Source organism: Edaphobacter sp. (assembly GCF_028283685.1).
GTDB lineage: Bacteria > Acidobacteriota > Terriglobia > Terriglobales > Acidobacteriaceae > Edaphobacter.
On the sequence record NZ_JAPWKF010000007.1, the window covers coordinates 699471 to 722978 of the forward strand.

General features: G+C 60.3%; 26 protein-coding genes. 14 read left to right on the forward strand and 12 right to left on the reverse strand.

Annotated elements, in window-relative coordinates; translation table 11 throughout:
- Positions 1 to 22: 22 nt before the first annotated feature.
- From hrcA to PW789_RS13665, 3 genes are read right to left on the reverse strand one after another with little or no spacing between them, the layout of a single operon-like run.
- Positions 23 to 1096: a heat-inducible transcriptional repressor HrcA gene (gene hrcA, locus PW789_RS13655; RefSeq protein ID WP_299377297.1), complete on the reverse strand. Its 1074-nt coding sequence runs from the start codon at positions 1094 to 1096 to the stop codon at positions 23 to 25.
- Positions 1097 to 1141: 45 nt separating this feature from the next.
- The gene (locus tag PW789_RS13660; RefSeq protein WP_299377299.1) at positions 1142 to 1981 is read right to left on the reverse strand and encodes an Mrp/NBP35 family ATP-binding protein; all 840 of its coding nucleotides are present in this window, start codon (positions 1979 to 1981) and stop codon (positions 1142 to 1144) included.
- Between the two features lie 19 nt (positions 1982 to 2000).
- Positions 2001 to 2522, reverse strand: coding sequence for an acyl-CoA thioesterase (locus tag PW789_RS13665; RefSeq protein ID WP_299377301.1), 522 nt, complete (start codon positions 2520 to 2522; stop codon positions 2001 to 2003).
- A gap of 25 nt (positions 2523 to 2547) precedes the next feature.
- On the opposite strand from PW789_RS13665, the gene PW789_RS13670 reads away from it, so the two are divergent.
- The 7 genes from PW789_RS13670 to PW789_RS13700 all read left to right on the forward strand — a co-directional run bounded on the left by PW789_RS13670 (position 2548) and on the right by PW789_RS13700 (position 9348).
- On the forward strand, positions 2548 to 2895 hold the full coding sequence (locus tag PW789_RS13670) for a tetratricopeptide repeat protein (RefSeq protein ID WP_367182557.1): 348 nt from the start codon (positions 2548 to 2550) through the stop codon (positions 2893 to 2895).
- A gap of 35 nt (positions 2896 to 2930) precedes the next feature.
- Complete coding sequence (locus PW789_RS13675) at positions 2931 to 3653, forward strand: MgtC/SapB family protein (protein ID WP_299377303.1); 723 nt, start codon at positions 2931 to 2933, stop codon at positions 3651 to 3653.
- Between the two features lie 34 nt (positions 3654 to 3687).
- Complete coding sequence (locus PW789_RS13680) at positions 3688 to 5208, forward strand: sigma 54-interacting transcriptional regulator (protein ID WP_299377305.1); 1521 nt, start codon at positions 3688 to 3690, stop codon at positions 5206 to 5208.
- Between the two features lie 54 nt (positions 5209 to 5262).
- A complete protein-coding gene (locus tag PW789_RS13685; protein ID WP_299377307.1) occupies positions 5263 to 6393 on the forward strand; it encodes an alginate lyase family protein in 1131 nt (376 codons plus the stop codon).
- Positions 6394 to 6479: 86 nt separating this feature from the next.
- On the forward strand, positions 6480 to 7151 hold the full coding sequence (locus tag PW789_RS13690) for a class I SAM-dependent methyltransferase (protein ID WP_299377309.1): 672 nt from the start codon (positions 6480 to 6482) through the stop codon (positions 7149 to 7151).
- Positions 7152 to 7211: 60 nt separating this feature from the next.
- Positions 7212 to 8453 (forward strand): VWA domain-containing protein, encoded by a 1242-nt coding sequence (locus PW789_RS13695; protein ID WP_299377311.1) that lies wholly within the window; start codon positions 7212 to 7214, stop codon positions 8451 to 8453.
- 112 nt (positions 8454 to 8565) lie between these two features.
- Positions 8566 to 9348, forward strand: coding sequence for a DUF2076 domain-containing protein (locus PW789_RS13700; RefSeq protein ID WP_299377313.1), 783 nt, complete (start codon positions 8566 to 8568; stop codon positions 9346 to 9348).
- A gap of 50 nt (positions 9349 to 9398) precedes the next feature.
- Here PW789_RS13700 and PW789_RS13705 read toward each other — a convergent pair whose 3' ends face one another.
- Entirely contained in the window at positions 9399 to 11012 is a 1614-nt protein-coding gene (locus PW789_RS13705) for a hypothetical protein (RefSeq protein WP_299377315.1), read from the reverse strand.
- A 177-nt stretch (positions 11013 to 11189) separates the two neighbouring features.
- Here PW789_RS13705 and PW789_RS13710 point away from each other — a divergent pair, with 177 nt between their 5' ends.
- The 6 genes from PW789_RS13710 to PW789_RS13735 all read left to right on the forward strand — a co-directional run bounded on the left by PW789_RS13710 (position 11190) and on the right by PW789_RS13735 (position 14700).
- A complete protein-coding gene (locus PW789_RS13710) occupies positions 11190 to 11480 on the forward strand; it encodes a hypothetical protein (protein ID WP_299377317.1) in 291 nt (96 codons plus the stop codon).
- A gap of 102 nt (positions 11481 to 11582) precedes the next feature.
- The gene (locus PW789_RS13715; protein ID WP_299377319.1) at positions 11583 to 12443 is read left to right on the forward strand and encodes a DUF692 domain-containing protein; all 861 of its coding nucleotides are present in this window, start codon (positions 11583 to 11585) and stop codon (positions 12441 to 12443) included.
- Complete coding sequence (locus PW789_RS13720) at positions 12440 to 13333, forward strand: DNA-binding domain-containing protein (RefSeq protein ID WP_299377321.1); 894 nt, start codon at positions 12440 to 12442, stop codon at positions 13331 to 13333. Before PW789_RS13715 ends, PW789_RS13720 begins: the two co-directional genes overlap by 4 nt.
- Positions 13330 to 13839 carry a DoxX family protein gene (locus tag PW789_RS13725; RefSeq protein WP_299377323.1) on the forward strand — a complete coding sequence of 170 codons (510 nt, stop codon included), beginning with the start codon at positions 13330 to 13332 and terminating at the stop codon, positions 13837 to 13839. The genes PW789_RS13720 and PW789_RS13725 overlap by 4 nt, the downstream gene beginning before the upstream one ends.
- The gene (locus PW789_RS13730; RefSeq protein ID WP_299377325.1) at positions 13823 to 14443 is read left to right on the forward strand and encodes a sigma-70 family RNA polymerase sigma factor; all 621 of its coding nucleotides are present in this window, start codon (positions 13823 to 13825) and stop codon (positions 14441 to 14443) included. The genes PW789_RS13725 and PW789_RS13730 overlap by 17 nt, the downstream gene beginning before the upstream one ends.
- On the forward strand, positions 14434 to 14700 hold the full coding sequence (locus tag PW789_RS13735) for an anti-sigma factor (protein WP_299377327.1): 267 nt from the start codon (positions 14434 to 14436) through the stop codon (positions 14698 to 14700). Before PW789_RS13730 ends, PW789_RS13735 begins: the two co-directional genes overlap by 10 nt.
- A gap of 14 nt (positions 14701 to 14714) precedes the next feature.
- Here PW789_RS13735 and PW789_RS13740 read toward each other — a convergent pair whose 3' ends face one another.
- The 6 genes from PW789_RS13740 to PW789_RS13765 all read right to left on the reverse strand — a co-directional run bounded on the left by PW789_RS13740 (position 14715) and on the right by PW789_RS13765 (position 20125).
- Positions 14715 to 15146 (reverse strand): hypothetical protein, encoded by a 432-nt coding sequence (locus PW789_RS13740; protein ID WP_299377329.1) that lies wholly within the window; start codon positions 15144 to 15146, stop codon positions 14715 to 14717.
- 3 nt (positions 15147 to 15149) lie between these two features.
- Positions 15150 to 15713, reverse strand: a complete 564-nt coding sequence (locus tag PW789_RS13745; RefSeq protein ID WP_299377331.1) for an NUDIX hydrolase — start codon at positions 15711 to 15713, stop codon at positions 15150 to 15152.
- Between the two features lie 11 nt (positions 15714 to 15724).
- A complete protein-coding gene (locus PW789_RS13750) occupies positions 15725 to 17881 on the reverse strand; it encodes a CocE/NonD family hydrolase (RefSeq protein ID WP_299377333.1) in 2157 nt (718 codons plus the stop codon).
- Between the two features lie 95 nt (positions 17882 to 17976).
- On the reverse strand, positions 17977 to 18198 hold the full coding sequence (locus PW789_RS13755; RefSeq protein ID WP_299377335.1) for a CDGSH iron-sulfur domain-containing protein: 222 nt from the start codon (positions 18196 to 18198) through the stop codon (positions 17977 to 17979).
- Between the two features lie 74 nt (positions 18199 to 18272).
- The gene (locus PW789_RS13760) at positions 18273 to 18542 is read right to left on the reverse strand and encodes a UBP-type zinc finger domain-containing protein (RefSeq protein WP_299377337.1); all 270 of its coding nucleotides are present in this window, start codon (positions 18540 to 18542) and stop codon (positions 18273 to 18275) included.
- Positions 18543 to 18583: 41 nt separating this feature from the next.
- Positions 18584 to 20125: a sigma-54 dependent transcriptional regulator gene (locus PW789_RS13765; RefSeq protein ID WP_299377339.1), complete on the reverse strand. Its 1542-nt coding sequence runs from the start codon at positions 20123 to 20125 to the stop codon at positions 18584 to 18586.
- A gap of 853 nt (positions 20126 to 20978) precedes the next feature.
- Between PW789_RS13765 and PW789_RS13770 the strand changes: the two genes are divergently transcribed.
- Positions 20979 to 22118: a radical SAM protein gene (locus PW789_RS13770; protein WP_299377341.1), complete on the forward strand. Its 1140-nt coding sequence runs from the start codon at positions 20979 to 20981 to the stop codon at positions 22116 to 22118.
- A gap of 34 nt (positions 22119 to 22152) precedes the next feature.
- Here PW789_RS13770 and PW789_RS13775 read toward each other — a convergent pair whose 3' ends face one another.
- Positions 22153 to 22488 (reverse strand): hypothetical protein, encoded by a 336-nt coding sequence (locus tag PW789_RS13775; protein WP_299377343.1) that lies wholly within the window; start codon positions 22486 to 22488, stop codon positions 22153 to 22155.
- A 47-nt stretch (positions 22489 to 22535) separates the two neighbouring features.
- On the reverse strand, positions 22536 to 23456 hold the full coding sequence (locus PW789_RS13780) for a LysR family transcriptional regulator (protein ID WP_299377345.1): 921 nt from the start codon (positions 23454 to 23456) through the stop codon (positions 22536 to 22538).
- Positions 23457 to 23508 lie beyond the last annotated feature (52 nt).

Below are 23508 nucleotides of genomic sequence, written 5' to 3' on the forward strand. Positions count from 1 at the left end.
GACCCAATTCAGTCGAACCGTCTTACTCGTTCGGATGCAATACGATACGGTCAAAGACCCGCGACAGGTAGCTAACGGCATTCATCGTGTTCTCGTAGTCCATCCGCTTGGAGCCGATGACGCCGATCGTTCCCCGCGCCTCGCCCGCCATGTGCGTCGGCGCGGCGATCAGCACAAGACCCGCCATCTCCGGGGCCTGCTCTTCCAGGTCAAAGACCACGCGCACGCTCTGCTGCCTTGCATCGATATACGCGTTCAAAAGATCGACCAGGCGCTGCTTGGCCTCAAGCGCAACCAGCATATCTCTCAGGCGGTCTGCATCGACGTTGACCCCGATCAGGTTGGCGACACCCTCGACGTAAACCGTCTGGGTGCGCGGTCCGCTCTCAGGTAAAGCCTTCGACCACAGCTGCTGCACCGCATTCAGCAAGCGGTGATATTCGCTGCGCTCCCGCTCGACCCTCCGCGCCAGCTCAGTACGCACCTGCTCGATGCTCCAGCCGCGAAACTGCTCATTCAAAAAGTTCGAGGCTGTCTCAAGCTCGCTCAGCGTCAGGTCGTGGTCAAGAGCCAGCACGCGGTCCCGCACCATCCCCGAACGGGTCACGACGACGGCAAGCACCCGCGCCGCTGCAAGCCGCGAAAAGTGCACGTGCTCCAGCACATCGCCCTCGGCTGCAGCAGCAATCGCCACACCAACGCCGCTTGAGAGCGTAGCCAGCACGTGCGAGGTACGCTCCAGCACCGCCTGGGTACTGGCAAGTCCAACAAAACTCGAGTCGATATGGCGCCTCGAACTGGCCGGGAGCCGCGCTGCGCTGATGCGTGCCCCGCCGCTCAGCTGCTCGACATAAAGACGAAACGCTCGTGCCGTGGGGATGCGTCCGGCAGAGGTATGCGGTTGTTCCAGCAATCCGGCATCGGCCAGCGCCACCATCTCGTTGCGCACCGTGGCCGAGCTCATCGCCCGTACCTCGCCGTGAGCGAGACGTGCAATCGTGCCGGAGCCAACCGGCTCCCCGGTCTCGATATAGCTCTCGATGATGGCCGTCAGGATGGTCCGCTGCCGCGCCGTCACCTGTACCTGATCCGCCATGGCTCTCCCTCGCTCGATCAGTCTATCCTCCGCGTCAAGCGGGTGCTAGCTGATCTCGAGCACATCCTCATCGCGCGAAGCGACCTCTTTCGCCTTCTCCACAATATGACGGGCGACTTCGTAGAACTCTCCTGCCAGCTTGGAGTCCGGTCCCGCGAGCGCCATCGGCATGCCGCGGTCGCCGCCCTCGCGGATTGACGGATTCAGCTCAACCGCGCCGAGAAAGTCGATGTTGAACTGTGCCGCCGTGCGCTCCGTCCCGCCAGCGCCGAAGACGTCGATCACCTCGCCGCTGGGCAGCGTCATCTGCGACATATTCTCCACCATGCCCAGCACCTCGACCTTTACCTGGTGGAACATCTCGAGCGCCTTGCGGGCATCCTCGAGCGCCACGTTTGAACCGGTCGAAACCACCACGGCGCCCGTCAGCGGCACCGTCTGCACCAGTGAGATCACCACGTCTCCCGTGCCTGGAGGCAGATCGATGATCAGGTAATCCAGCTCTCCCCACTCCACCTGCTGCAGGAACTGCCGGATGATCTGGTGCAGCATCGGTCCACGCATCACCAGCGGCTTGTCGCCGGGCGAGATCAGGCCAATGGAGATAAACTTCACGCCGTGTCCGACGACGGGCTCGATGCGGTTGTCGCCCACCACGTTCGGCTGCCGCGTCGCTCCCAGCATCGTCGGCACGTTCGGGCCGTAGATGTCGGCGTCGATCAGGCCGACCTTGTGGCCCATCTTGGCCAGTGCGACCGAAAGATTGACCGCAACGGTGGTCTTGCCGACCCCGCCCTTGCCACTGCCCACTGCGATGACGTGCGCTACTCCCGGTAGAGGCTGCGGCTGCGGCCCCTGAGGTGCTCCTGCTCCCATGTGTCCCATAACCTTCTCCTGAATCCTGTCAGATGTGCCACTCTTCGCTGAGCAGAGCACGCATCTCTTTCTTGCGTAGTGTCTCGCCGGCTCGCATCTCGCGGCGGCGGCCTGCGTCCTCGTAACGACGCTTCTGGTGCTCCGTCTCCGGAATCACCTGCGGAACGACGAGCTTCTGTCCCGTCATGTCCATCGCGACGTAGGTCAAATAAGCGGAAGAGACGTGACGCAGACGGTTGCGGCGAACGTCTTCGACCATCGCCTTCACACCAACCTCCATCGATGTCTTGAAGGCGCGGTTGACGCTGGCCTTCAGAATCAGAAGGTCGCCAACGTGGACCGGCGCAACGAAGTCCAGGTGATCCATGCTGGCCGTGACCGTCACCGCACGTGCATGGCGGCTGGCTGCCATGGCGCCCACCAGGTCGATGTACTGCATCAGGCGTCCGCCAAAAAGATTACCCAGCGCATTGGCGTCTGCGGGAAAGATAATCTCGCTGCGCTCGGACTGCGACCCGCATACGGTTCTTGCTACGACCTCTTCGCTCATTAAATACAGTGTAAATCGCCGCGGCTTGCCAACTCCACGCGCTCCGTCGCACCATCGAAGGATGGACCGCATCGCTCTGCTCTCCCAGGTACTTGAACAGAACCCCACCGACGCCTTCGCCCGCTATGGTCTGGCCATGGCCTACGTCGCCGAGGGCAAGCCCGAAGAAGCGCTCAACCAGTTCACCACCCTGACCGCCCACAACCCGGACTACGTTCCGGCCTACCAGATGTCCGCTCAGACGCTGGCCAAACTCGGCCGCAGCGACGAGGCCATCGAGCGCCTGAAGAGCGGCCTCGAAGCCGCCGCCCGGACCGGCAATCAGCACGCCGCCTCGGAGATGCAGGGCATGCTCGACGAACTCGGCGGTTAACCCGGCGCGGCGCGGCGACATCTTATGAAACCGCCATGCCAATCTCGCTCACCTGGCAACAAATCGGTCTTCGGCTGGTGTTGGCGCTCGTCGCCAGCTTCCTGATCGGCTTTGACCGCGACGAACGTGGCCAATCGACCGGCGTCCGCACCACCATGCTGGTCTGCCTTGCGGCGACGCTCGCCATGCTGCAGGCCAACATGCTGATGAACGTACGGGGAAAGACGCCGGACTCGTTTGTCGTCCTCGACCTCATGCGCCTTCCGCTGGGCATTCTCTCCGGCATCGGCTTCATCGGAGCCGGAGCCATCATCCGCAAAGATGGCCTGGTCCGCGGCCTCACCACCGCTGCCACGCTGTGGTTCGTCACCGTCCTTGGCCTCATCTTCGGGGGTGGACAGATCTGGCTGGCCGTCGTCGGAAGCGCCCTCGCACTCTTCATTCTGTGGATCTTGAAGGGCATTGAGAGCAAATTCCCGACGCACCACACCGGCACACTCGCGCTGCAACTGAACGTGCCCGACTTCACCCCATCGGCAACGTCCACCTCTCCAAGCGAGTCGGAGCTGCGTCACCAATTCAAAGCCGCCGGCTTCCACATGCGATCGTGGACGGCCCATTACACAGGATTCGCGCTCAGCGCCATCGAATGCGAACTGCGCTGGCCCTCTGTCATGGACCAGGAACCATCCACCCCCTCCTTCATCGCCTCCATCGCCCAGGAACCTTTTGTACGGTCCCTCACCTGGCATATGTGAGACTTTCGGCCCCGACGACCATCTATACTTAGACATGGCGAACTCCCTTCCTGCGACCCTCGGCGCTCTTCGTACCAGCGAATACACCCCCGAACGTCTTGCACGCAGCGTGAAGGATGAGCTGCGCGAGAACCTCATCGACCGCCTGCGCTCCAAAGAAACCATCTTTCCCGGCATCGTCGGCTACGAAGACACGGTCGTCCCGCAGATCGTCAACGCCTTGCTCTCGCGCCACAACTTCATCCTGCTCGGCCTCCGTGGACAGGCGAAGTCCCGCATCCTGCGCGCGCTGACGGCCCTGCTCGATCCGCATACGCCCTACATCGCAGGCTCCGAGATCCGCGATAATCCGTACGCGCCAATCAGCAAGTACTCGCGCGACCTGATCGCGAAGCTCGGCGACGAAACACCCATCGCCTGGCTGGCACCCGACGAGCGCTTCGTCGAAAAGCTCGCCACTCCCGACGTCACCGTGGCCGACCTCGTCGGCGATATCGACCCAATCAAAGCGGCACGCTCCAACCAGGACCTCGGCAGCGAGCTGACCATGCACTACGGCCTGCTCCCCCGCGCCAATCGCGGCATCTTCGCCATCAACGAGGTGCCCGACCTCGCCGGAAAGATTCAGGTCGCGCTCTTCAACATCATGCAGGAAGGCGACGTGCAGATTAAGGGCTACCCCGTGCGCCTCCCGCTCGACGTTGCCATCGTCTTCAGCGCCAATCCCGAGGACTACACGGCGCGCGGCAAGATCGTCACGCCGCTCAAGGACCGCATCGGCTCCGAGATTCGCACGCACTACCCCGAAGACATCGAAGAGGGCATCCGCATCACCGCACAGGAGGCCTGGTCCGAACGCCCGGCCAGCAACATCGAGATACCGCATTACATCCGGCAGATCGTCGAACAGATTGCCTTCTCTGCACGCGAGGACAAGAAAGTCGACAAGCGCTCCGGCGTCTCGCAGCGCCTGCCCATCTCGACCATGGAGCTGGTGCTTTCGAATGCAGAACGCCGCGCCCTCCTCCACGGCGAAGACCTCGTCGTCCCACGCGTCGGCGACATCTACACTGCCCTGCCCGGCATCAGCGGCAAGATCGAGCTGGAGTACGAGGGCGAGATGCGCGGAGCCGACACCGTCATCCGCGAGATCATTCACTCTGCCGTCGGTCAGATCTTCGACCAGTACTTCGCCGAAGCCAACACGCAGCAGATCGAACAGTGGTTCAACCTGGGCGGCACCGTCCAGCTGAACGACTCGCAGCCTGCCGCAGCCTCGCTCACCGAGCTCGAGCAGATTCAGGGACTCCTCGAAAAGCTGACGCCGCTCGGCATCAATGGCAAGACCGCAGCCGAGACCACCGTCTCTGCCGCAGAGTTTCTCCTCGAAGGCATGACAGCGCACAAGCGCATCAGCCGCGCCGAAGAGCGCATCTTCACCGCAGCCGAAAAGAAGCAGCGCCTCGACCAGGCAGCACAATACGCTGAGCGCATGCGCGAGCGCGAACAGGAAGAAGTCAACCCGCGCAACCGCTCACGGCGAGGCTTCAACTAAATCGCCTCTTTCGGGTAGGTGCCAGTTCTATCTTCATTCGCATAACATGCCGCAATGCTGAAATCGGGCTTTGCGACATCGCTTCAATTCGGACTGGCACTTTTCCTGCTTGGCCTGACACACACCGTAACCAGCGAAGAGATTAAGAACGCGAAGGCGTCTTACATCGACGTCGCAGCACGTCATCGCGCACTGACGCAGAATCACGACACCCGCACGGCGCAGGCCATCAAAGAGCTCAGCTTCTGCACCCAGCTCGCTCCCCTCACGCCGCCAAGCGGCCACATGATCATTCCACCGCACTATCTCAGCGGCGGACACGGCCCCATCAATCCGGCGGAAGCTCCCGTCACGCGTCTCTACAATGGCTTCGAGCATCGCGTCACCGCCGGCATGAACCAGTGGCTCGTCACCGGCAGCAGGCAGGAGGCACAGTGCGCGCAGCAGCAGATCGATAGCTGGGCACAGGCCGGAACCCTGCTCGACTACGACCCCAAGGAGAGCTCGCAGGCGTGGTTTCAGGTCGAGTGGACGCTGAGCGCCGTCGCCATCAGCGAGTCCGTACTCCTCAATGAGCCTTCGCTCGATCGCAGCATCATCGCGCGCGACATCGCATGGATGAACAAAGTAGCGCATCGCACCGTCGAGTTCGACAAGGCCAGCACTCAGAGGAACAATCACCACTACTGGCGCGGGCTCGCCGCTACCGCGGTTGGCGTCATCTCATCGGACAGCGAACTCTTCAGCTGGGGCATCGCCACCTACAAAGAAGCGATCAACGAACTCGACCAGCGCGGCGCTCTGCCACTGGAGATGGCACGGCACGAACGCGCCATTCATTACCAGTCCTTCGCACTGCAGCCGCTGGTACCTCTCGCCGCCTTCGCCGAGCGCCAGGGCGTTCCGCTGATGCTCTATCGTTCGCCCAGCGGCAAGACGATCAGCGACGCCGTCAACTTCTTCGGCCACGCTCTCGACGACCCCACGATCATCAAGGCCTACACCCCCGAGGAGCAGCTCCTCCAGGGCGAAGGCAAAGACTTCTTCGCCTTCGCCGAGATCTATTCGAATTACTTTCCGCAGCTCCCGCAGACGGTCGCTCTAGGACTGACCACGCCGACCTTCGCCACGCGCATCGGAGGCAGCATGACGGTTATCTCCGGGTACGTACCTTCCCACCCCTGAGCAGAGGCTATTACGTCATTCATAATTTTTATAAAAATCGAATCATCCATCATTTTTGATTATCTTCATAATCAGAAGGAGAATCGATGCCCAATCAGACGCAGGCTGTCTTCGACGCCACAGCATCCACCTACGATCAGAACCGCTCGCGCCTCATCCCCGGCTGCGACCGCATCTACGCTCGCACCATCGAGCTGATCCCTGCGGGGGCAAAGAAGATCGTCGACCTCGGCGCAGGCTCTGGCCTGCTGACCATCCTCATCCGCCAGCGCTTCCCCGACGCTCACATCCATCTCATCGATTTTTCTGCGCCCATGCTCGATCTCGCGCGCGAGCGCCTGGCCGACGACGCCAACCTCACCTTCTCGCAGACCGATTACGTCAAGTCCCCTTTACCGCAGCAGCAGTGCGCCATCGTCTCCACGCTGTCGATCCATCATCTCGACGACCACGACAAGCAGAGCCTCTACCAGCGCTGCTACGAGGCACTCTCGCCAAACGGCGTCTTTGTGAATACCGACCACATCGCCGGCCCCACGCCCGCCATGGAAGAGGTCTATCAGCAGCGCTGGCTCAACGAAATTCGCGCTCTGGGTGCGACCGAGCAACAGATCGCCGACTCGCTCTTCCGCCAGCAGGAGGACCGCCGCTCTCCACTGGAGCCGCAGCTCGAATGGCTGCGCAACGCAGGCTTCGCCGACGCCGACTGCTGGTTCAAAGAGAGCAGCTTCGCCGTCATGACCGGTACCCGAAGCTGAATTTCGCCAAGCTCTGCATCGCGGGCGGCCTCTTAACCGTCTAAACTGGAGGCCACCGCGATGAAACGAGTCCGATACACGAAGTTCACCGGCGATCTCTCCTCGAGCTTCGGGCTCGAAGACCTCATGCAGTCCCTCTCGGACTTTTTACTGGACTCCGGCTTCAACGACCCCTACTCCAACTTCTCCCAATTCAACGATCAGACGATGGAGAACCTGCGCGATGCCATTCGCCAGGCACTCGAATCCGGCGAACTCTTCGACGAGGAGGCGCAGGAGAAGTTCGAATCGCTGCCCGAAGATCAGGTCGAAGAGCTGATCGACAAGATCGTCCAGAAGATGCAGGAGCAGAACTTCATCAACGCCGAGATGCCCCCGCAGGGACAGGGCGAGGCCGGTGATGGCGACGCCAACGCGCGCTTCGAGGTCACCGACAAGGGGATGGATTTCCTCGGCTACAAGGCGCTGCGCGATCTGCTTGGCCCGCTGGGCCGCTCCAGCATCGGCCGCCACGACACGCGACACGAGGCCGCCGGCGTCGAGATCAACGGCTCCTCAAAGCTCTACGAGTTCGGCGATACGCTCAACCTCGATGTCACAGCCACCTTCTCCAGCGTCTTCGCGCGCGAAGGAATTCGCACAGCCGTCGAAGGCGAAGAGCATTCCCCGCTCAACGTCGAATACTCCGATCTTCATGTGCACCAGTCGGACTATCAGTCGTCGTGCGCCACCGTGGTGCTGCTCGACTGCTCGCACTCGATGATCCTCTACGGCGAAGACCGCTTCACGCCCGCCAAGCGCGTGGCGATGGCGCTCTCGCACCTGATCCGCACGCAGTTCCCCGGCGATACGCTCAACCTCGTCCTCTTTCACGACTACGCCGAGGAGATCCCCGTCTCGCAGCTCTCGCGCGTCAAGGTTGGCCCGCACTACACCAACACCCGGGACGGCCTGCGCCTCGCACAGCGCATCCTGGCCAAGCAGAACAAGGACATGAAGCAGATCGTGATGATCACCGATGGCAAACCGTCGGCCCTCACCCTGCCCGACGGACGCATCTACAAGAACGCCTTCGGCCTCGACCCGCTGGTCATCGAGGAGACGCTGGAAGAGGTCGCCCGCTGCAAGCGATCGAACATCATGATCAATACCTTCATGCTGGCCAACGACTTCACCCTGGTGCAGTTCGTCCAGAAGGTCAGCGCCATGTGCCGCGGCAAGGCCTACTTCACCACGCCGGAGACGCTGGGCAACTACCTGCTGATGGACTTTATGTCCCGTCGCATGAAGACCGTCCACTAGCCAACGCGCCTGTTTCCAGTAACACTGAACCTTTTCCTACCTTTTTCGTATCTACTCGCGTCATACTGCCTAGCCCGCGTTGCTCTTGGGCGGGCATGACTGAAGGAGTTCCATGACACCACAGGAACAGGAGATGTTGCAGGGGCTGATCCAGCGCGTCAATCAGACCCAGCTCGACGAAAAAGATCCTGACGCGGAAGAGATGCTCAACCAGACGCTCGGTCGCAATCCCGATGCGCTCTACGTTCTCGCACAGACCGTGCTGGTGCAGCAGTATGCGCTGGACCAGGCCACGCAGCAACTCGACCAGCTGCGTCAGCAGCCAAAGCGTGCCACCAGCTTCCTGGGCGGCCTGCTCGGACGCGATCAGCAACAGGCTCCCCCACCGCCGCCTCCACCTCAGTTCTCCTATGCGCAGCAGACGCAGTACGTTCCTGTGCCCGGCTACGGCTACGGTTCACCTCAGCCAGTCGGCTATCCCACAGGCGGAGGCGGCTTCCTGCGTGGAGCCATGCAAACGGCTGCTGGCGTCGCCGCTGGTGCGCTGGCGTTTGAAGGCGTCGAGAGCCTGCTGCACGGCTTTGAACATAACGCCGGATACGGAATCGGAGACAGCGAACGTCCGGAGACCATCAACAACTACTACGGCGACTCCGGTGCGCACGAACACGACAGCAGCCTCTCCCCCGACATCGAAGACCGCCGCGACGAGTCTCGCTTCTCGCAGGCCGTTGAGAACAACGATCACGGAAACAGCGGAGACAGCCTGCTGGGCAACGATAACTTCAACGACGACTCCAGCAACTTCCAGGACGACTCGTCTTCGTTCGACGACAGCAGCTCGGACTTCTCAGGCGATTTCGACTCAGGCGGCGGAGACGACAACAGCTTCTAAACAATCCACCGTAGTTCCAAATCCACCGAAATTCCATCAGAGAAGGGCGATCACTCGCCCTTCTCTTTGTGCTTCATATCCAGCCCGAACTTCGGCGCGCCCTTGGTTCCACTGATCTTGACCGGGATCTCGGCGCCTGCGCCATTCTTGCGGAAGAACGGATCGACCGGCTTCAACAGCCATGACTTCCACCACGTCGCCACCATATTGGAGAGCGCAGCCTTGGTTCTTACCTTGCCATTGAAGTCCAGCTCGTTACCATCAAGCGAGTAGACGCCCACCAGATTAACGTCTGCACCGGGAAGCGAGTAGCCCAGCTTGCTGAAGCGCAGCTTGCCGCCTCCCATGCCGAAGGCTCCCACCATCTGCGAAGCGACATCTTCTGCGCCTGGCTTGGCATCCTTCGCATCGCCACGCGCCCGCAGGCTAAGCATATCGATCTTGTCCTGCCACTCGGGATTCGTGAAGTGAATGGAGCGAAGCTTGAAACCTCCATTGAGGCCGAGCTTCTGCGTGACACTCTCCTTTCCCGGACGAATGTGCAGCTTGGTCTTCATCTGGAGCTGCCCGGTCATGATCACCGGCTTGGTCTTCACCGCAAGCTCCAGAAAATCCTGGATCCGGCCGTTCGGCACGTCCACGTTGAGATCGATATTGTGTCCTACACCCTTGATATTGATGATGGCGCCGGAGCAACTGAACTCCGATCGGCCAAGCCTTGCGTCTACAGGCTGAAGATACGTATCGCCGCTCGTGCCATCGACGATAGCGTGAAACTTTGTGTGCAGTGGCACAGGGTTATTTGCCGTATCCAGCGAGAAATTCGGCACGTCAGCCACTCCATCGACAACGATACGATCGAGCTGTCCGCTAAAGTCCCCGATCGATGAGAGCGTGCCGCCGATTCCCTTGATCGTCCCAAGGTCGACGTGATCGAAAATATACTTTCCCGTGATGGACGAATCACCCGGACTCTCATTCACCCACGGCCCAAAGGTCCCCTCGGCGTGGATGTCACCGCGCGGGATGGCGTTCACCAGATTCGCATCGTAGCGCCACGGCTCGTTCGGGCCTACATTGTGCATCACGATATGCTGCAGTACAAACTCTTTAGGATCTTTGTCGGGCTTCGCTGTGCCGATAATCAGCTTGGAGTCTTCGCAGTCAATCTCGTCCACAACGATCTTGATCTTGCCGATGTGCCTGTCGCTCTTCGCAGCCTGCTGCCGCATCTCCCGTGGAGGAATGCTGATCGTCATGCCCTTCACCTTCACCGTGCCGACATGCATCGGCTTGAGAAACAGGCCCATCAGGTTCGCGTGAAAGGAGAAGTGATCCAGCGAGATCAGGGGGTCTTTTGCTCCCGCCTCAACGACATCGTCCGGCGGGTAGATCTTCAGGCCGTCTCCCGACACCTCGAATCCCTTGACGACCGAGACCTCAAAGTTATCCAATTCCACCCGGCTGTCGAACCTGGTGCTCAGGGTTTCGATGACTCGCCCCTTAAGGATCGGGCCTGAGCGATAGAACATGATCTGAGCAATCGTTGCCACAACGATGACAGCGATCAGAAGCGAGATCGAGATCCACCACCATATACTGTGCCTCTTCTTCGCCGACTCCTGGTTGTTCTCCGGAGTCAGGCCTTCGTGCGGCGTGCTCATAAAAGCTTTGGATGCACATTGTTGAGGACAGATGCCAGGTTTAACCGCAATCCACCACAAATCGCAAAAAACTTTTCGAAACCCTGTTACCGTTCCACGCAGTTCGAATCTAACGGGGCAGATCGTGCGTACTCTCAGTATGCAACCCCGTAACAACACCACAAGGAGATTTGAGAGATGAAGAACTCACTGAAGGCAATGATGATGAGCGCAGCTGTCACCGGACTGCTGAGCGGCTCCGCCACCCCCATCCATGCATCGACCCTGCAGGGAACCCAGCTCGGTCAGCTCTCAAGCGCCTCGGCTACCTTCCTCGGTGCCGACAAAGATAAGCACGCTTGTAAGGGCCAGAACAGCTGCAAGGGCAAGGGCGGATGCAAGGCCGGAGATAACGGCTGCAAGGGCAAGAACAGCTGCAAGGGCAAGGGCGGATGCGCCACCGACGGTTCCAAGCCACCGGCAGCTTAATTCCACCGCAATTCACTGTATCGCGGCAGCAGGTCAACGCGTGCCGCCGCGATACAGTATCTCTCATCAAACACCAGCGAATCAGGCACCAAGGAACGCAGCATGCCGGCAAATCGTTTTAACGGATTCACAGACTACGGCGTAGGCATCGGTCTCCGTGTGCCGCACTATCAGCACATCCTTGAGAAGAAGCCCGTCGTCGACTGGTTCGAGATCATCTCGGAGAACTACATGATCGACGGCGGCCGTCCGCTGACGATCCTCGACAGCATCCTCGATCAGTACCGCGTCGTGCAGCATGGCGTCTCCATGTACTTCGGCTCGGCCGACAAACTATCGCGCGAACACCTGCGCCGCCTGAAAGATCTCGTTCGCCGTACCAATACACCGTGGCTCTCCGACCATCTCTGCTGGGGATCGGTCGACGGAACCTACACCCACGACCTGCTGCCGATGCCCTACACATTTGAGGCCGCAAAGATCACCGCGGAAAAGATCCGCCAGGTACAGGACTTTCTCGAAATACCGATCGCCGTCGAAAACGTCTCCAGCTACGCCGAATATCACCTCTCCGAGATGACCGAGTGGGAGTTCCTCAACGAGGTCGTCGAACAGGCCGACTGTGGCATTCTGCTCGACGTCAACAACATCTATGTCTCCTCGCAGAACCACAGCTTCGACCCGCATACCTACGTCAACGCTGTCCCCGCGGAGCGCGTTGCGCAGATCCACATCGCCGGCCACTCGAAGTTTGAGAAGTACATCCTCGACACGCACGATCACCCTGTGCTCGATCCCGTATGGAAGCTCTATGCACGAGCCATCGAGCGCTGCGGCCCCACGGCAACGCTGCTGGAGTGGGACGATCGCATCCCGTCATTCGATGAAGTTCATGCCGAAGCTCTGAAAGCAACTCGCTACCTCGATGCAGCCGCACAATCGCCGCTGGCGGTGACCGCATGAGCTCGCTCGCACAATTGCAGCGCCAGATGGCCACCGCCGTCATGCGTCCGCTCACGCGCTCTGAAACCACGCGGCAGCGCGACGCCAACGGCCGCTCCGTTGCAGCAGAAGCGGATTCGTTCATCAAGCCGAACGATCGCCTCAGCTCCTTCGAACGGCTCGAGATCTATAACCGCCAGTACTGGTTTCGCCTCTTCTCTTCCTTCGAAGAAGACTTCCCCGGCCTGAGATCCATCGTCGGCTCTCGTCGCTTCAATCGCCTCATGCGCGCCTATCTTGAGACAAACCCCTCGCGCTCGTTCACGCTGCGCAACCTTGGCTCCTCCATCGTGCCGTGGCTGCAGCAGAACCCGCAGTACGCCGAGCCTCACACCGAGAGCGCCATCGCGATGGCAGCACTGGAGTGGGCACACATCGAGGCCTTCGATAACGCAAGGCTTCCCCCTCTTGCTCCCGACGCCATCGCTTCGCTCGGTGACGAGACACAGCTTGCCCTGCAGCCTTTCGTGCGATTGATCGCCTCGCCATACGCGGTCGATGATGCCCTCATCGCCATCAAGGACAACGCGCATGCCGCAGGCACGCAGGCCTCAAATGCCGTCACGCTTCACCTTGTACGGCGCAACCGTTCGCGTCGCCCCAAGCGCGAGCAGATCCATCTCGCCGTGCACCGTCACGAAGACACGGTCTATTACAAACGTCTCGCGTTCGAAGACTATCAACTCCTTCGAGCCTTTGAAGCCAATGCCACGCTCAGCGACGCGATCGACGCGGCTTTTCTCGACAGCAGCATCGCCGAAGCCGACCGGCCAGCGCATCTTCAGTCGGCCTTCCAGTACCTCATGCAGATGGGCTGGCTCTGCCTGCCATCCGCTACGGAGCAACCATGAACGTCCTTGCTCGCGCCGCCAGCATTCATCAGTATTTTTGCAACATCGCTGAAAAACTTGCGTCCCCCTTTCTTCTTCTCGTCCGCCTCTATTGGGGCTGGCAGTTTACGCAGACCGGTCTGGGCAAGCTGCACAACCAGCCGAAGATCGTTGAGTTCTTCTCCTCGCTCAACATCCCCTTCCCCGCCCTCAACGCGCACTTTGTTTCAGGTCTGGAGTTCTTCGGCGGCATCCTGCTCTTCCTCGGACTTTTTTCGCGGCCGATCTCCTTCCTGCTGACCTGCTCCATGTTCGTTGCATACTGGACCGCCGATCACGAAGCATTGCTCTCGGTCTTCTCGAACCCCGAGAAGTTTTACGGCGCCGATCCATACACCTTCCTCTTCGCCGCGCTGTTGATCCTCCTCTTCGGCCCCGGAATCTTTTCGCTTGACGCGCTCATCGCAACGCGATTCCATCCATACATGCGTCAACCACGCTGGGGAGCGAATGCCGTCGCAGACTGAAGGAAGGGACGAGGCCGCGATGATCGAGAAGGTGTTAGGCGGGCAAACCGAAACCTTCCATGAGCTCATTCGCCCTTACGAGCGAAGTGTTTACCTGATGGCGCTCTCGTTGCTGCACAACGAAGCCGAGGCCGAAGATGCCGCGCAGGAGGCCTTCATCAAGGCCTATCGTCATCTTGGCAAGTTCCGTTCCGACTCGCGTTTCAGCACGTGGCTCATCGCCATCGCTCTCAACGAGGCGCGCGCACGACTTCGCAGGAAGCAGCCGCAGCTCACCGACTCCATCGATGACACCAGCGAAAACTCTCCCGTTCCGGCGCAGCTCACCGACTGGCGCGAGATTCCCTCCGAGACGCTCGAGCGTAAAGAAGTTCGCTCGCTCGTACGCAGCGCCCTCGACGCACTCCCTCTCGCCTATCGCGAAGTCTTCGTGCTTCGCGAACTGGAAGAGCGCAATGTCCAGGAGACCGCAGACGCACTTGACATCACCATAGCTTCGGTCAAGATGAGGCTCCATCGCGCGCGGCTGATGCTGCAGAAACAGCTTGCGCCACAGTTGAAGTCAGCTGTACCGGTTAGCCGAAGGAGGTTCCCATGGTTCTGAACTGCCGCCATGTCTGGGACTACATCTCCGGCTACCTCGACAACACGCTCGATGCGTCAACCCGCGCGCATGTCGAAGAGCATCTCGCGCACTGTGAGATCTGCTCCGCGATCCTCGACTCTACCCGCAATATTCTGATTCTTACCGCCGACGATCGCGTCTTCGAGCTTCCGCTCGGCTACAGCGAACGCCTGCACGCCAGGCTCACCGAAGCGATGCTGAACGTACCGCCCCCCGAGAAAGACACTGATCCGTAGGAAAGAGATGCAGCCTAGCCGCGATGTATCTTATGGTGCAACGCCCACTCGACCGCTACGAGCAGCAGCGTCAGGATCGCCAGCCCAATCTGTATCCACTCCGAACGCAGCTTCTCCTTCGAGGCAGGCTGCACCCTCCACTGCGACGCAGGCCGCGCGCGCAGCGAACGCACGCGCCACACCGAGTAAAGATTCGCCAGCGCCCCAACGGCTGCGAGCACCATCATCGGAATACGAATCGCATCCTGATGAAACCCCTTCGCAGGGCCATACACCGTGGTCGCAGCAGCTAATGCGCTCAGCCCGATCAGCAGTCTGAATCCACTGATCGCCATCACAGCCGTGCAAGCACTCTGCAGCAAGATAAACGCCAGGCTGCCGGCGTTCGCAAGACGCAGCCCAACGCCTGACCTCTCCTTGTATTCCGGGTGCAATTCACTGCTCATCCGCTACCTCGCTGGACGTCCCTGTTCGATCCATATCTTGTACAGTCCCCACGCCGCCACCGAGCAGTTGTCGACGATCTCACCGGAGAGCACCATCCGTTCAAACTCAGCGACGCTCACCCGCTTCATCACAAGATCATGCTCCTCCGGATCAGGCTCGGCTTCGCCATGCTTCAGCCCCTCTGCCAGAAAGACATGGTGCTTCTGATTCATCACGCCATACGCGATCTGCAGCGTGCTCAGCATCGTCATCTGTTCCGCAACCAATCCGGTCTCTTCGCGCAGTTCTCCGCGCGCAAGCTCCTCCGGATCGACATCGGCCTGCTCCCAGCCGCCCTGCGGAAACTCCGCAAACCGGCCGCCAACGGTGTAGCGAAACTGCTCGATCAGATACAAAAACTCTTCACCCTCCGGCGTCTTCTCCAGAGGAATAATGATCGACGCCGGGTCCTTGTCGATCACTCCATAGATTCCCCGCTGGCCGTTGGCCCGTTCGATGACATCCTCGCGCACGCTCGTCCACGGATTGCGATAGACCTCACGGCTGCTGATTGTTTTAATGCTCAAAGCTCTCTCCGTTACTGTGGCATCTCGAATTCAAGATGTGACGGATATTTGGACGATCCATAGATCGAAATCGTCTCCGGCTTATACGCAGTTGCAGGCGCCGACATGATGTTCGGCACGTACGTCTGCGGGTTGCGGTCGTACAGCGGGAACCACGTCGACTGCACCTCCACCATGATGCGATGCCCCTTCAGGAAGGTGTGATCGGCGCCATGCAGGCTCCACTTGTACTCCGTCACCTCGCCGGGCTTCACTGCTTCAGGCTTCTCGAAGCTCTTGCGATAGCGGCCCCGCAGAATCTCATCCGCGATCATCAGCTGATAGCTGCCCATGCCATCCGGTGCATCGTCCGGATACACGTCGATCAGCTTCACCACCCAGTCCGCATCGCTCCCTGTCGTTGCAGCAAACAGGTCGGCCATCACATCGCCCGTCACCGTCACATCGTGATCGAGAGGAGCTGTGGTGAAGTTGGCAAGATCCTTGCGATCGCTGACGAAGCGCTGATCTTCCACCAGCCATGGCCGCCACTTCGATCCGTTTCCATACGTCGACTGAATCGGCCGATGACGGTAAGGCACAGGATTCGCGGGGTCGGCAACATACTCCGCCTTCGATTCGGCAGACGGCGCCTTGAAGCTCAATCCGTGAGCAGCAGCGAGATACAGCTTGGCCGGCGCAAAGCCCTCCTTCGGAGGCCACGCGCTGTAATGCTCCCACTTGTTCACGCCGGTACGGAAGCTCGCCGTATCCTTCAGATCAAACCCCGGCTTATCTTTCAGATACTTCTCAAAGAACGGCGCCTCGATTGTCTTGCGATACTGATCCCCCGTCGCGGCATCGAAGTTGACCGCGCCCAGGTGCCTCGTCGTCGCCACCCATCCACCGTGGTTCCACGGCCCCAGAACAAGGAAGACCTCGTGACTCTTGTCGTGCGGCTCCAGTGCGGCATACTGCGCCTGCGGCCCCCACATATCCTCCTGGTCCCACCAGCCGCCCACTTCGAGCGTGGGAACCTCCACCTTCGTCAGGTGAGGCTCGACCGCCATGTCCTGCCAGAACTTCGAGTACTCGGGATGCGTCAGAAACGCCTTGGCTGTCGGCAGATCGCTCATTCCCGCACTCTTCGCCGCGCCGGCGAAGTTCACATTGCGCAGAAAGAAGTTGAACGTGTCTTCCGTGCTGTCGACGCGCACATCGGTCTTCTGCGCCTCCAGCTGCTGCACGTAGTCGAACCCATACGTCTCGCGGAATGCTCCGTTGTGAAAGAAGTCATCCCCCATCCAGATATTCGTCATCGGAGCCTGCGGAGAGATCGCCTTCACCGCGGGGTGCGCATCGATGCCTGCCATCGTCGCAAGAAATCCCGGGTACGAGATGCCGTAGACGCCGACCTTGCCGTTGTTGTTCGGCACATTCTTCAGCAGCCACGCCACGGTATCGTACGTGTCCGTCGTCTCGTCGATATCGCTCTTCGTCTTATGCGCAACCACAGGGCGGTTCATGACGAACTGGCCCTCCGAGCCATAGCGGCCGCGAATATCGCCGAAGACGAAGATGTAGCCGCTCTGCGCCAGCTCCGGCTTGCTCGCGTTCACTGAATCCGAAGACTCGCCATCGATGCCATACGGCGTACGCACCATCAGGAACGGCAGCGGTTCGCCCGATTTCTCCGAGCCCTTCGGCCGCAGGATCACCAGGTGCAGCTTCACGCCATCGCGCACCGGCACCATCTCCTCCGTGCGCATGTATTCCACAAAATGATTCAGGTGCGCGCCCTCGTCGCTGAAGCGAACCCACTCCACCATGCCCGATGCGCTGCGTGGTCCAGTCGCCTGGCGCGACACTCCCGTCACCTTGCCGCTGCTGTCGCGCTCAAAGACCAGCCGCGTCTCCGAGCCGGAGATGAAGAAGTGGTCTGGCGACTCGGCGCGCAGAAGAGTCTTCGGAGATCTCAAACCCTCCGTGTACAGGGCATCGCCCTCCCGCGTGATCGAAGCGATGATGTCCGGCTCCGCAGCGATGTGGTACTGGCCGACATACTCATCCAGTTTGGCCGCGGGCAATGGGATCGCTTGCGGATCATCCGTCGCAACCTGCCCCCACGCCACTGCCGTCGTCAACAGAACAGCTCCCGCCAGCACACACGACCACCCGCAACGCTTCATCCCGTATCTTCCTTTGCGCAAGTTTCGATTCACACGGCCATCAAAGGAGAAGCCCGGCAGGAATCTACCCTGCCAGGCTGTCTTTGTCCTTCGATTTACGTCAGGTTGCCAGGGCTTGCCTGGCACTGGAAGCCAATCCGGTTGTGCGCTCCATCGCAGAAAGGCCGCTTCTCGCTGGCTCCGCAACGGCATAGCGAGATCGCGGGCTTGCCGGTCAGATCCCATTGCTTTCCATCTGCGTCCGTCAACGTAATCGATCCTTCGACCCGCAATGGGCCGTTAGGACGGACTGTAATCTTTACCGCCTGTTCTGACATCTGTTGCTCACTCTCTTTTCAAAGATGAGCCAAGCATAGCAAACCTCGCACCTCAAGGGGCGAGGTCTCCTCCGTCAGCGCGAAAAGTCCAGCTCCACCTCATCGACGAAGCACCATCCCCAGTCTTCGCCCTCTTCCATCGAACGCATGATGGGATGCTGCGTCGCATGAAAGTGCTTCGTCGCATGCTTACTTGGCGAAGAATCGCAGCAGCCCATATGGCCGCAGATCATGCACATCCTCAGATGCACCCACCATCCGCCCACCTTGAGACACTCTTCGCACCCCTGCGCCGAGGGAGTCACCTCCCGAATCTCTCCCAGATGCGTGCACCGTTTCGCCATGATCATCCTCCGGCTACGATGCTATCTCACCGGCGCCGCAATCAGGCTTCTCCAGTCATCACGTTGGTGATGCCATACTCCTTCAGCTTCCGATACAACGTCGTCTTGCCGATACCCAGCAGCTTGGCCGCCAGCAGCTTGTCGCCCTTCAGCTGGCGAATCGTGCCCAGGATCGCCTGCTTTTCCATCTCGGCAATCGAGACGATCTCGCCATTCGCCGCAGGCTTCACCGTCCGCACCGCACCGCTCTCCTCGGCGCGCTGAGGAACTGATGTCACCAGCTGATGCATCTTGAAGTCCTGCAGCTGCGTCGGCAGATCGCCCATGTGCAGCAGGGGTCCGCTGGACAAGGTACACGCGCGCTCAATTGCATTCTCCAGCTCGCGCACATTGCCCGGCCAGTCATACTCTGCCAGCAGGCGCAACGACTCGTCCGAAAGCCTCCGCTCCACCCCGGTCTCCCTCTCCGTGCGAGCCAGGAAGTACACAGCCAGCAGCGGAATATCCGATCGCCGCTCACGCAACGGAGGAATCCGCAGGTTCACCACGTTCAGCCGGAAGTAAAGGTCCTTGCGAAACTTTCCATGCTCCACCATCGAAGTCAGATCGCGGTTGGTCGCGGCCAGCACTCGCGCGGAGATCGGCCGGGACTGCGTCGAACCCACCGGGCGGATCTCCTTCTCCTGCAGAGCCCGCAGCAGCTTGGCCTGCAGATCCAGCGGAAGCTCTCCAATCTCGTCCAGGAAGACCGTGCCTCCATCAGCCGTTGCCAACAGGCCGTCCTTGGCACGGTCCGCTCCGGTGAAAGCTCCCTTCACATGACCGAACAGTTCGCTCTCAATCAGGGTCGGTGCCAACGCACCGCAGTCCACCGGAACAAACGGCTTCGCCGCGTTCGGCCCGTTCTCATGGATGGAGCGCGCCACCAGCTCCTTCCCTACGCCGCTCTCGCCGAGGATCAGAACCGGGTGCGTCGAAAAGGCCACCTTCGAGAGAATGCGATACAGCTTCTCCATCTCCGGCGATCTGCCGATCAGCCCGGTGTCTCCCGACTGAGAGCGCAGACGCTCGCGCAGAAGCCGGCTTTCGCGGTCGAAATTAATCCTTTGTCCCGCCTGCTCGATGACCGTCGTCAACTCTTCCAGCGCAAAGGGCTTCGTCAGGTAGTCACGAGCGCCGATGCGCATCGCCTCTACCGCCGAAGAGACCGTGGCGAACGCCGTCATCACCACCACCGCCGTCTCCGGATAAAGCGATCTGACCTGTTCCAGCAGCGTCAGTCCGGCGCCGTCAGGCAGCCGGAGATCCAGCAGAAGCATGTCGATCTTGTGATGCTTCAGAATCGCCCGTGCACGCGCAAGGCTGTCCGCTCCATGGCAGACACAACCCATCGCCTCGCCGATCGAACAGCAGGCATTCCGTACGGCGCTGTCATCATCGACAACCAGCACATGCAGGGCCGGATTTCCCTGTAGCCTGACCGATTCGCCCGTCCGCTCCGCCAGCGGGGATAACCCCACCAGGAACCCGGACGGCCGCGGCCCTCCACCTCGTTGCATTGCTGCCATCAATTCTGGCGCCATATACCTCTCTCCGCACTCGCCAAATCGCTATGTCGTTATCTATTTCCAGTCGTCGCTGCCGGCACTCCATGAACGCATTAAATGCTCTCCGCATCCGTTCGTTCGCAACACCAACCGGGAGGCTCTGACCTCTCTATTTGCTCGCTTTCAGCAGCTGCACTCAACGTCCGGAATAAACAGTGCGAGCAGCAGCGCGAGAGCAACAACAGTGCGAGAGCGCTCGCACAGATTGCCCAGCTCTATGAGCGAAGCGCGGCAGACGTAAGACAGCGCCTGCCGCACGGCGATGCCGCACAACAATCAGCTGACGATCCACGCCGCCATCGCATCTCTGTTGAAAAGAAATCGGGGGGCCAGGCGCGCGCATCCGGTCGCCTCCCCAAAGTTTTGCGAATCCGTTGATCCTCAACGAGCTTGTACTGCTCTGCATTGCCCGCATCTCCCATGACCCCTCAGAACTACGTCCATGCCAGGCACGCAATTGCACTTTAGTAATCACGTAGAGTGCCAAACTGAAATTCAGGTGTCCTGAATTTCTGCAACTCTTTGACAACAAAGCGAAAGAGGAGTGTTACCAAAAACCTTAGCTTACAGACAAACACGTTACAGCGGTTTGGGCAATTCCTAATCTGGGAATGCTCGCGTCCAAAACACGCCGAATCGTTCGAAACCTCCCAATAACTGGAGAAATCGATACCTTCCCAAAAGGGGAAACATTCCCGTTGTGGAAATTGATTTCGCCAAAGCCCGCAAGCCCTTTTAATCCACGACTTGCGGCTCCTACCCAAAATCCAGACTCTTCCCCTTGACTCCCCATCTGGAGCGGCCTACGCTGGTCTTCAAAGGCGAACAAATGGCGAAAATAGAGACACCAATCTTTCCCATCCTCGGTCAGGAAAAATCTGGACCCGTCGGTATCGCGCGGCTTGCCTGCCACGCCGAACATGCCGATGACGGCCATCTCGTAGAGTTCCGCGCCCTTCAGGTTCGCAGCCTTCTCAACCGCTCCGTGTCGAAACGGCTGACCTGGATGGCCTGGAGCATCAACCCTTATCGCGGCTGCGAGTTCGCCTGCCGCTACTGCTACGCCCGCTACACCCACGAATTCATGGCGCCCTCCGCCCTGCCTTCTGCGCCTGGAGAGCCAGACTTCCATGACCCGCTCACCTTCGAACGACTCATCTTCCTCAAGCAGAACGCCGCCTGGCTGCTCCAGCAGGAGCTGCGTCGCTTTCAAAAGTCCCAGCAGATCGCCATCGGCACCGCCACCGATCCCTGGCAGCCCATCGAGCGCCGCGCGCGGATCACCCGCAGCATCCTCGAGGTCTTCGCCAACCGCTCCGGCTACAACATCGGCATCGTCACAAAATCGCGGCTCATCCTGCGTGACACCGACCTCCTCCGCGAGATCGGGCAGCACAATCGGCTCGTCGTGCACATTACCATCACCACGCCCGATGCCGAGCTGGCGCGCCTGCTGGAGCCGCGAGCGCCGCGCCCCGATCTTCGTCTCGAGACGGTTCGCCGCCTCCGCGAGGCCGGCATTGTCACCGGCATCCTCTGCTCTCCTCTACTCCCCGGCATCACCGATACGGAAGAGGCCATCGACCGCATGGCCGCGCTCTCCGCGAAGGCAAACGCCAGCTTCTTCGCCGCCAATCCCCTCTTCCTCAAGCCGTGCTCCCGCCCTACCTACCTGAGCTTCGTCCGGGAGCACTACCCGGCGCTCGTCGCCGACTACGAGCGCCGGTTCGCCCGCAACGACTTCGCGGCGAAGCCCTACGCCGCCCACCTCAGCCACCTCGTCTCGCAGGCCAGAGAACGTCACGGCCTCAACCGCCGCTGGCGCGAAGAAGCAGACAATCCGGGCGACTCACTCGAGACCACAAACCGCAGCGATCCCCGTCCACTCGCCCCCGTTCGCTCAGCTGGACACCGCACGAACGACCCCCATCCTGCTCCCGCCCAGCAGCAACTTCTCTTTGATCCATAAAGACGATTAGCAGAGACAGGCCGGCACATAGCAATCAATCCAGATCGATCGGAGTAAACGATGCAAACATGGTGGACGATTCGGCCAGCTGGTTTAAAGGCACGTACTCGCAGACGGCGGCGTACCTCTCCCACAGCTTCAGGACAACCGGGTTGCTATGTGCCTTCTCCACAGCTCCCGCAACCCACTCAAAGATCTCAACGATGGTGCCGTCCGCTGCTCGCGCGGCGACAAATGGCCTCTCCGTAGCTAGTCCCTGGCTACGCAGCAGAGGAACATGCTCGCGGGTCAACTGCAGAAGCTCCTCGTCCATCCCCGGCTTTGGCCGGTAAGCAACCACCACAACCGTCGCGCCTGATGCTGCCTGCATAGACAACCTCCTGAATTCCTGCTCATACGAAGCGACACGCATTGGTCCTACAAAGAAAGAGCACGCGTCAGTTCCACCAGCCGTTCCCGCAGCCACGTGTGGCCAGGATCACTCGTCAGCCGTGGATGCCACACGGCGAGAAAACCAAAGCCTGCAAGTTCGCGCGGAGCCCCCAACACGCGAAGATCGCCTCGCTGCTTCGCCGCCTGCGCGACGCCAGAGGTCGCAGTCAGCATGAGATTCGTACCCGCCACACACTCCAGCGCTGCTCCGAAGTAAGGCATCCGCAGCCGAACCATTCTCGCAAGCCCCAGCGCTGCAAGACGCTTATCCGGGATGGACTGTACTCCCGCAAGCGTCGACACCGCAATGTGCTCCGCTGCAAGATAGCGTTCCAGCGAAAGGCTCTTCGGCAGCTTGCCTCCTGCCGCCGCAATGCAATGCCAGCTCTCGCGGTACAGCCGTCGCGACTCCAGATGCGACGGAACCAGCACGTCATCATTCGAGAGCACAAGATCCACCCGCCCGCGATCCAGATCGCTCAAGGCCTCTTCACTATACGGAACGAAGTTCACCTCAACCCGCGGAGCAGCAGGCAGCACCTCACGGGCAAACAAGCCACACACCGTAGCGCAGGTGTTGTCCGCCCCTGTGATGCGAAAGCTCGCGGCCTCTGTGGAGGGATCGAAGGGCCGTCTGCCGATCAGCTCTTCAATCTGCGGAAGCAGCCGGTCAAGCTCCGCCTTCAGCCGAACTCCCGTCGGAGTCAGCTGATACCCTTTCGGCCCGCGCACCAGCAGGTCATCCCCAAACTGCGCCCGCAGACGCTCCAGCATACGGCTCGCGGCAGGCTGGCTCAACAACAGACGCCTGGCCGCCGCCGTCACACTCAACTCTTCCGCAAACACCGCAAACGCCACCAGCAGGTTCATGTCCGACTGACGTAGATGCGACCAACGCATATTCATTATGAATATTATGCATAGATCGCATGGATATCTGAGTCCATCTACTACTTTG

Bases quoted from the DNA above. Each gene is read 5' to 3' on its own strand.
- PW789_RS13705 (WP_299377315.1), bottom strand. From the start codon at position 11,012: ATGAGCACGCCGCACGAAGGCCTGACTCCGGAGAACAACCAGGAGTCG.
- PW789_RS13735 (WP_299377327.1), top strand. From the start codon at position 14,434: ATGGTTCTGAACTGCCGCCATGTCTGGGACTACATCTCCGGCTACCTC.
- PW789_RS13695 (WP_299377311.1), top strand. From the start codon at position 7,212: ATGAAACGAGTCCGATACACGAAGTTCACCGGCGATCTCTCCTCGAGC.
- PW789_RS13680 (WP_299377305.1), top strand. From the start codon at position 3,688: ATGGCGAACTCCCTTCCTGCGACCCTCGGCGCTCTTCGTACCAGCGAA.
- PW789_RS13755 (WP_299377335.1), bottom strand. From the start codon at position 18,198: ATGTCAGAACAGGCGGTAAAGATTACAGTCCGTCCTAACGGCCCATTG.
- PW789_RS13770 (WP_299377341.1), top strand. From the start codon at position 20,979: ATGGCGAAAATAGAGACACCAATCTTTCCCATCCTCGGTCAGGAAAAA.
- PW789_RS13685 (WP_299377307.1), top strand. From the start codon at position 5,263: ATGCTGAAATCGGGCTTTGCGACATCGCTTCAATTCGGACTGGCACTT.
- PW789_RS13765 (WP_299377339.1), bottom strand. From the start codon at position 20,125: ATGGCGCCAGAATTGATGGCAGCAATGCAACGAGGTGGAGGGCCGCGG.
- PW789_RS13760 (WP_299377337.1), bottom strand. From the start codon at position 18,542: ATGGCGAAACGGTGCACGCATCTGGGAGAGATTCGGGAGGTGACTCCC.
- PW789_RS13715 (WP_299377319.1), top strand. From the start codon at position 11,583: ATGCCGGCAAATCGTTTTAACGGATTCACAGACTACGGCGTAGGCATC.
- PW789_RS13660 (WP_299377299.1), bottom strand. From the start codon at position 1,981: ATGGGACACATGGGAGCAGGAGCACCTCAGGGGCCGCAGCCGCAGCCT.
- PW789_RS13690 (WP_299377309.1), top strand. From the start codon at position 6,480: ATGCCCAATCAGACGCAGGCTGTCTTCGACGCCACAGCATCCACCTAC.
- PW789_RS13665 (WP_299377301.1), bottom strand. From the start codon at position 2,522: ATGAGCGAAGAGGTCGTAGCAAGAACCGTATGCGGGTCGCAGTCCGAG.
- PW789_RS13675 (WP_299377303.1), top strand. From the start codon at position 2,931: ATGCCAATCTCGCTCACCTGGCAACAAATCGGTCTTCGGCTGGTGTTG.
- PW789_RS13720 (WP_299377321.1), top strand. From the start codon at position 12,440: ATGAGCTCGCTCGCACAATTGCAGCGCCAGATGGCCACCGCCGTCATG.
- PW789_RS13750 (WP_299377333.1), bottom strand. From the start codon at position 17,881: ATGAAGCGTTGCGGGTGGTCGTGTGTGCTGGCGGGAGCTGTTCTGTTG.
- PW789_RS13740 (WP_299377329.1), bottom strand. From the start codon at position 15,146: ATGAGCAGTGAATTGCACCCGGAATACAAGGAGAGGTCAGGCGTTGGG.
- PW789_RS13725 (WP_299377323.1), top strand. From the start codon at position 13,330: ATGAACGTCCTTGCTCGCGCCGCCAGCATTCATCAGTATTTTTGCAAC.
- PW789_RS13775 (WP_299377343.1), bottom strand. From the start codon at position 22,488: ATGCAGGCAGCATCAGGCGCGACGGTTGTGGTGGTTGCTTACCGGCCA.
- hrcA (WP_299377297.1), bottom strand. From the start codon at position 1,096: ATGGCGGATCAGGTACAGGTGACGGCGCGGCAGCGGACCATCCTGACG.
- PW789_RS13730 (WP_299377325.1), top strand. From the start codon at position 13,823: ATGCCGTCGCAGACTGAAGGAAGGGACGAGGCCGCGATGATCGAGAAG.
- PW789_RS13700 (WP_299377313.1), top strand. From the start codon at position 8,566: ATGACACCACAGGAACAGGAGATGTTGCAGGGGCTGATCCAGCGCGTC.
- PW789_RS13710 (WP_299377317.1), top strand. From the start codon at position 11,190: ATGAAGAACTCACTGAAGGCAATGATGATGAGCGCAGCTGTCACCGGA.
- PW789_RS13780 (WP_299377345.1), bottom strand. From the start codon at position 23,456: ATGAATATGCGTTGGTCGCATCTACGTCAGTCGGACATGAACCTGCTG.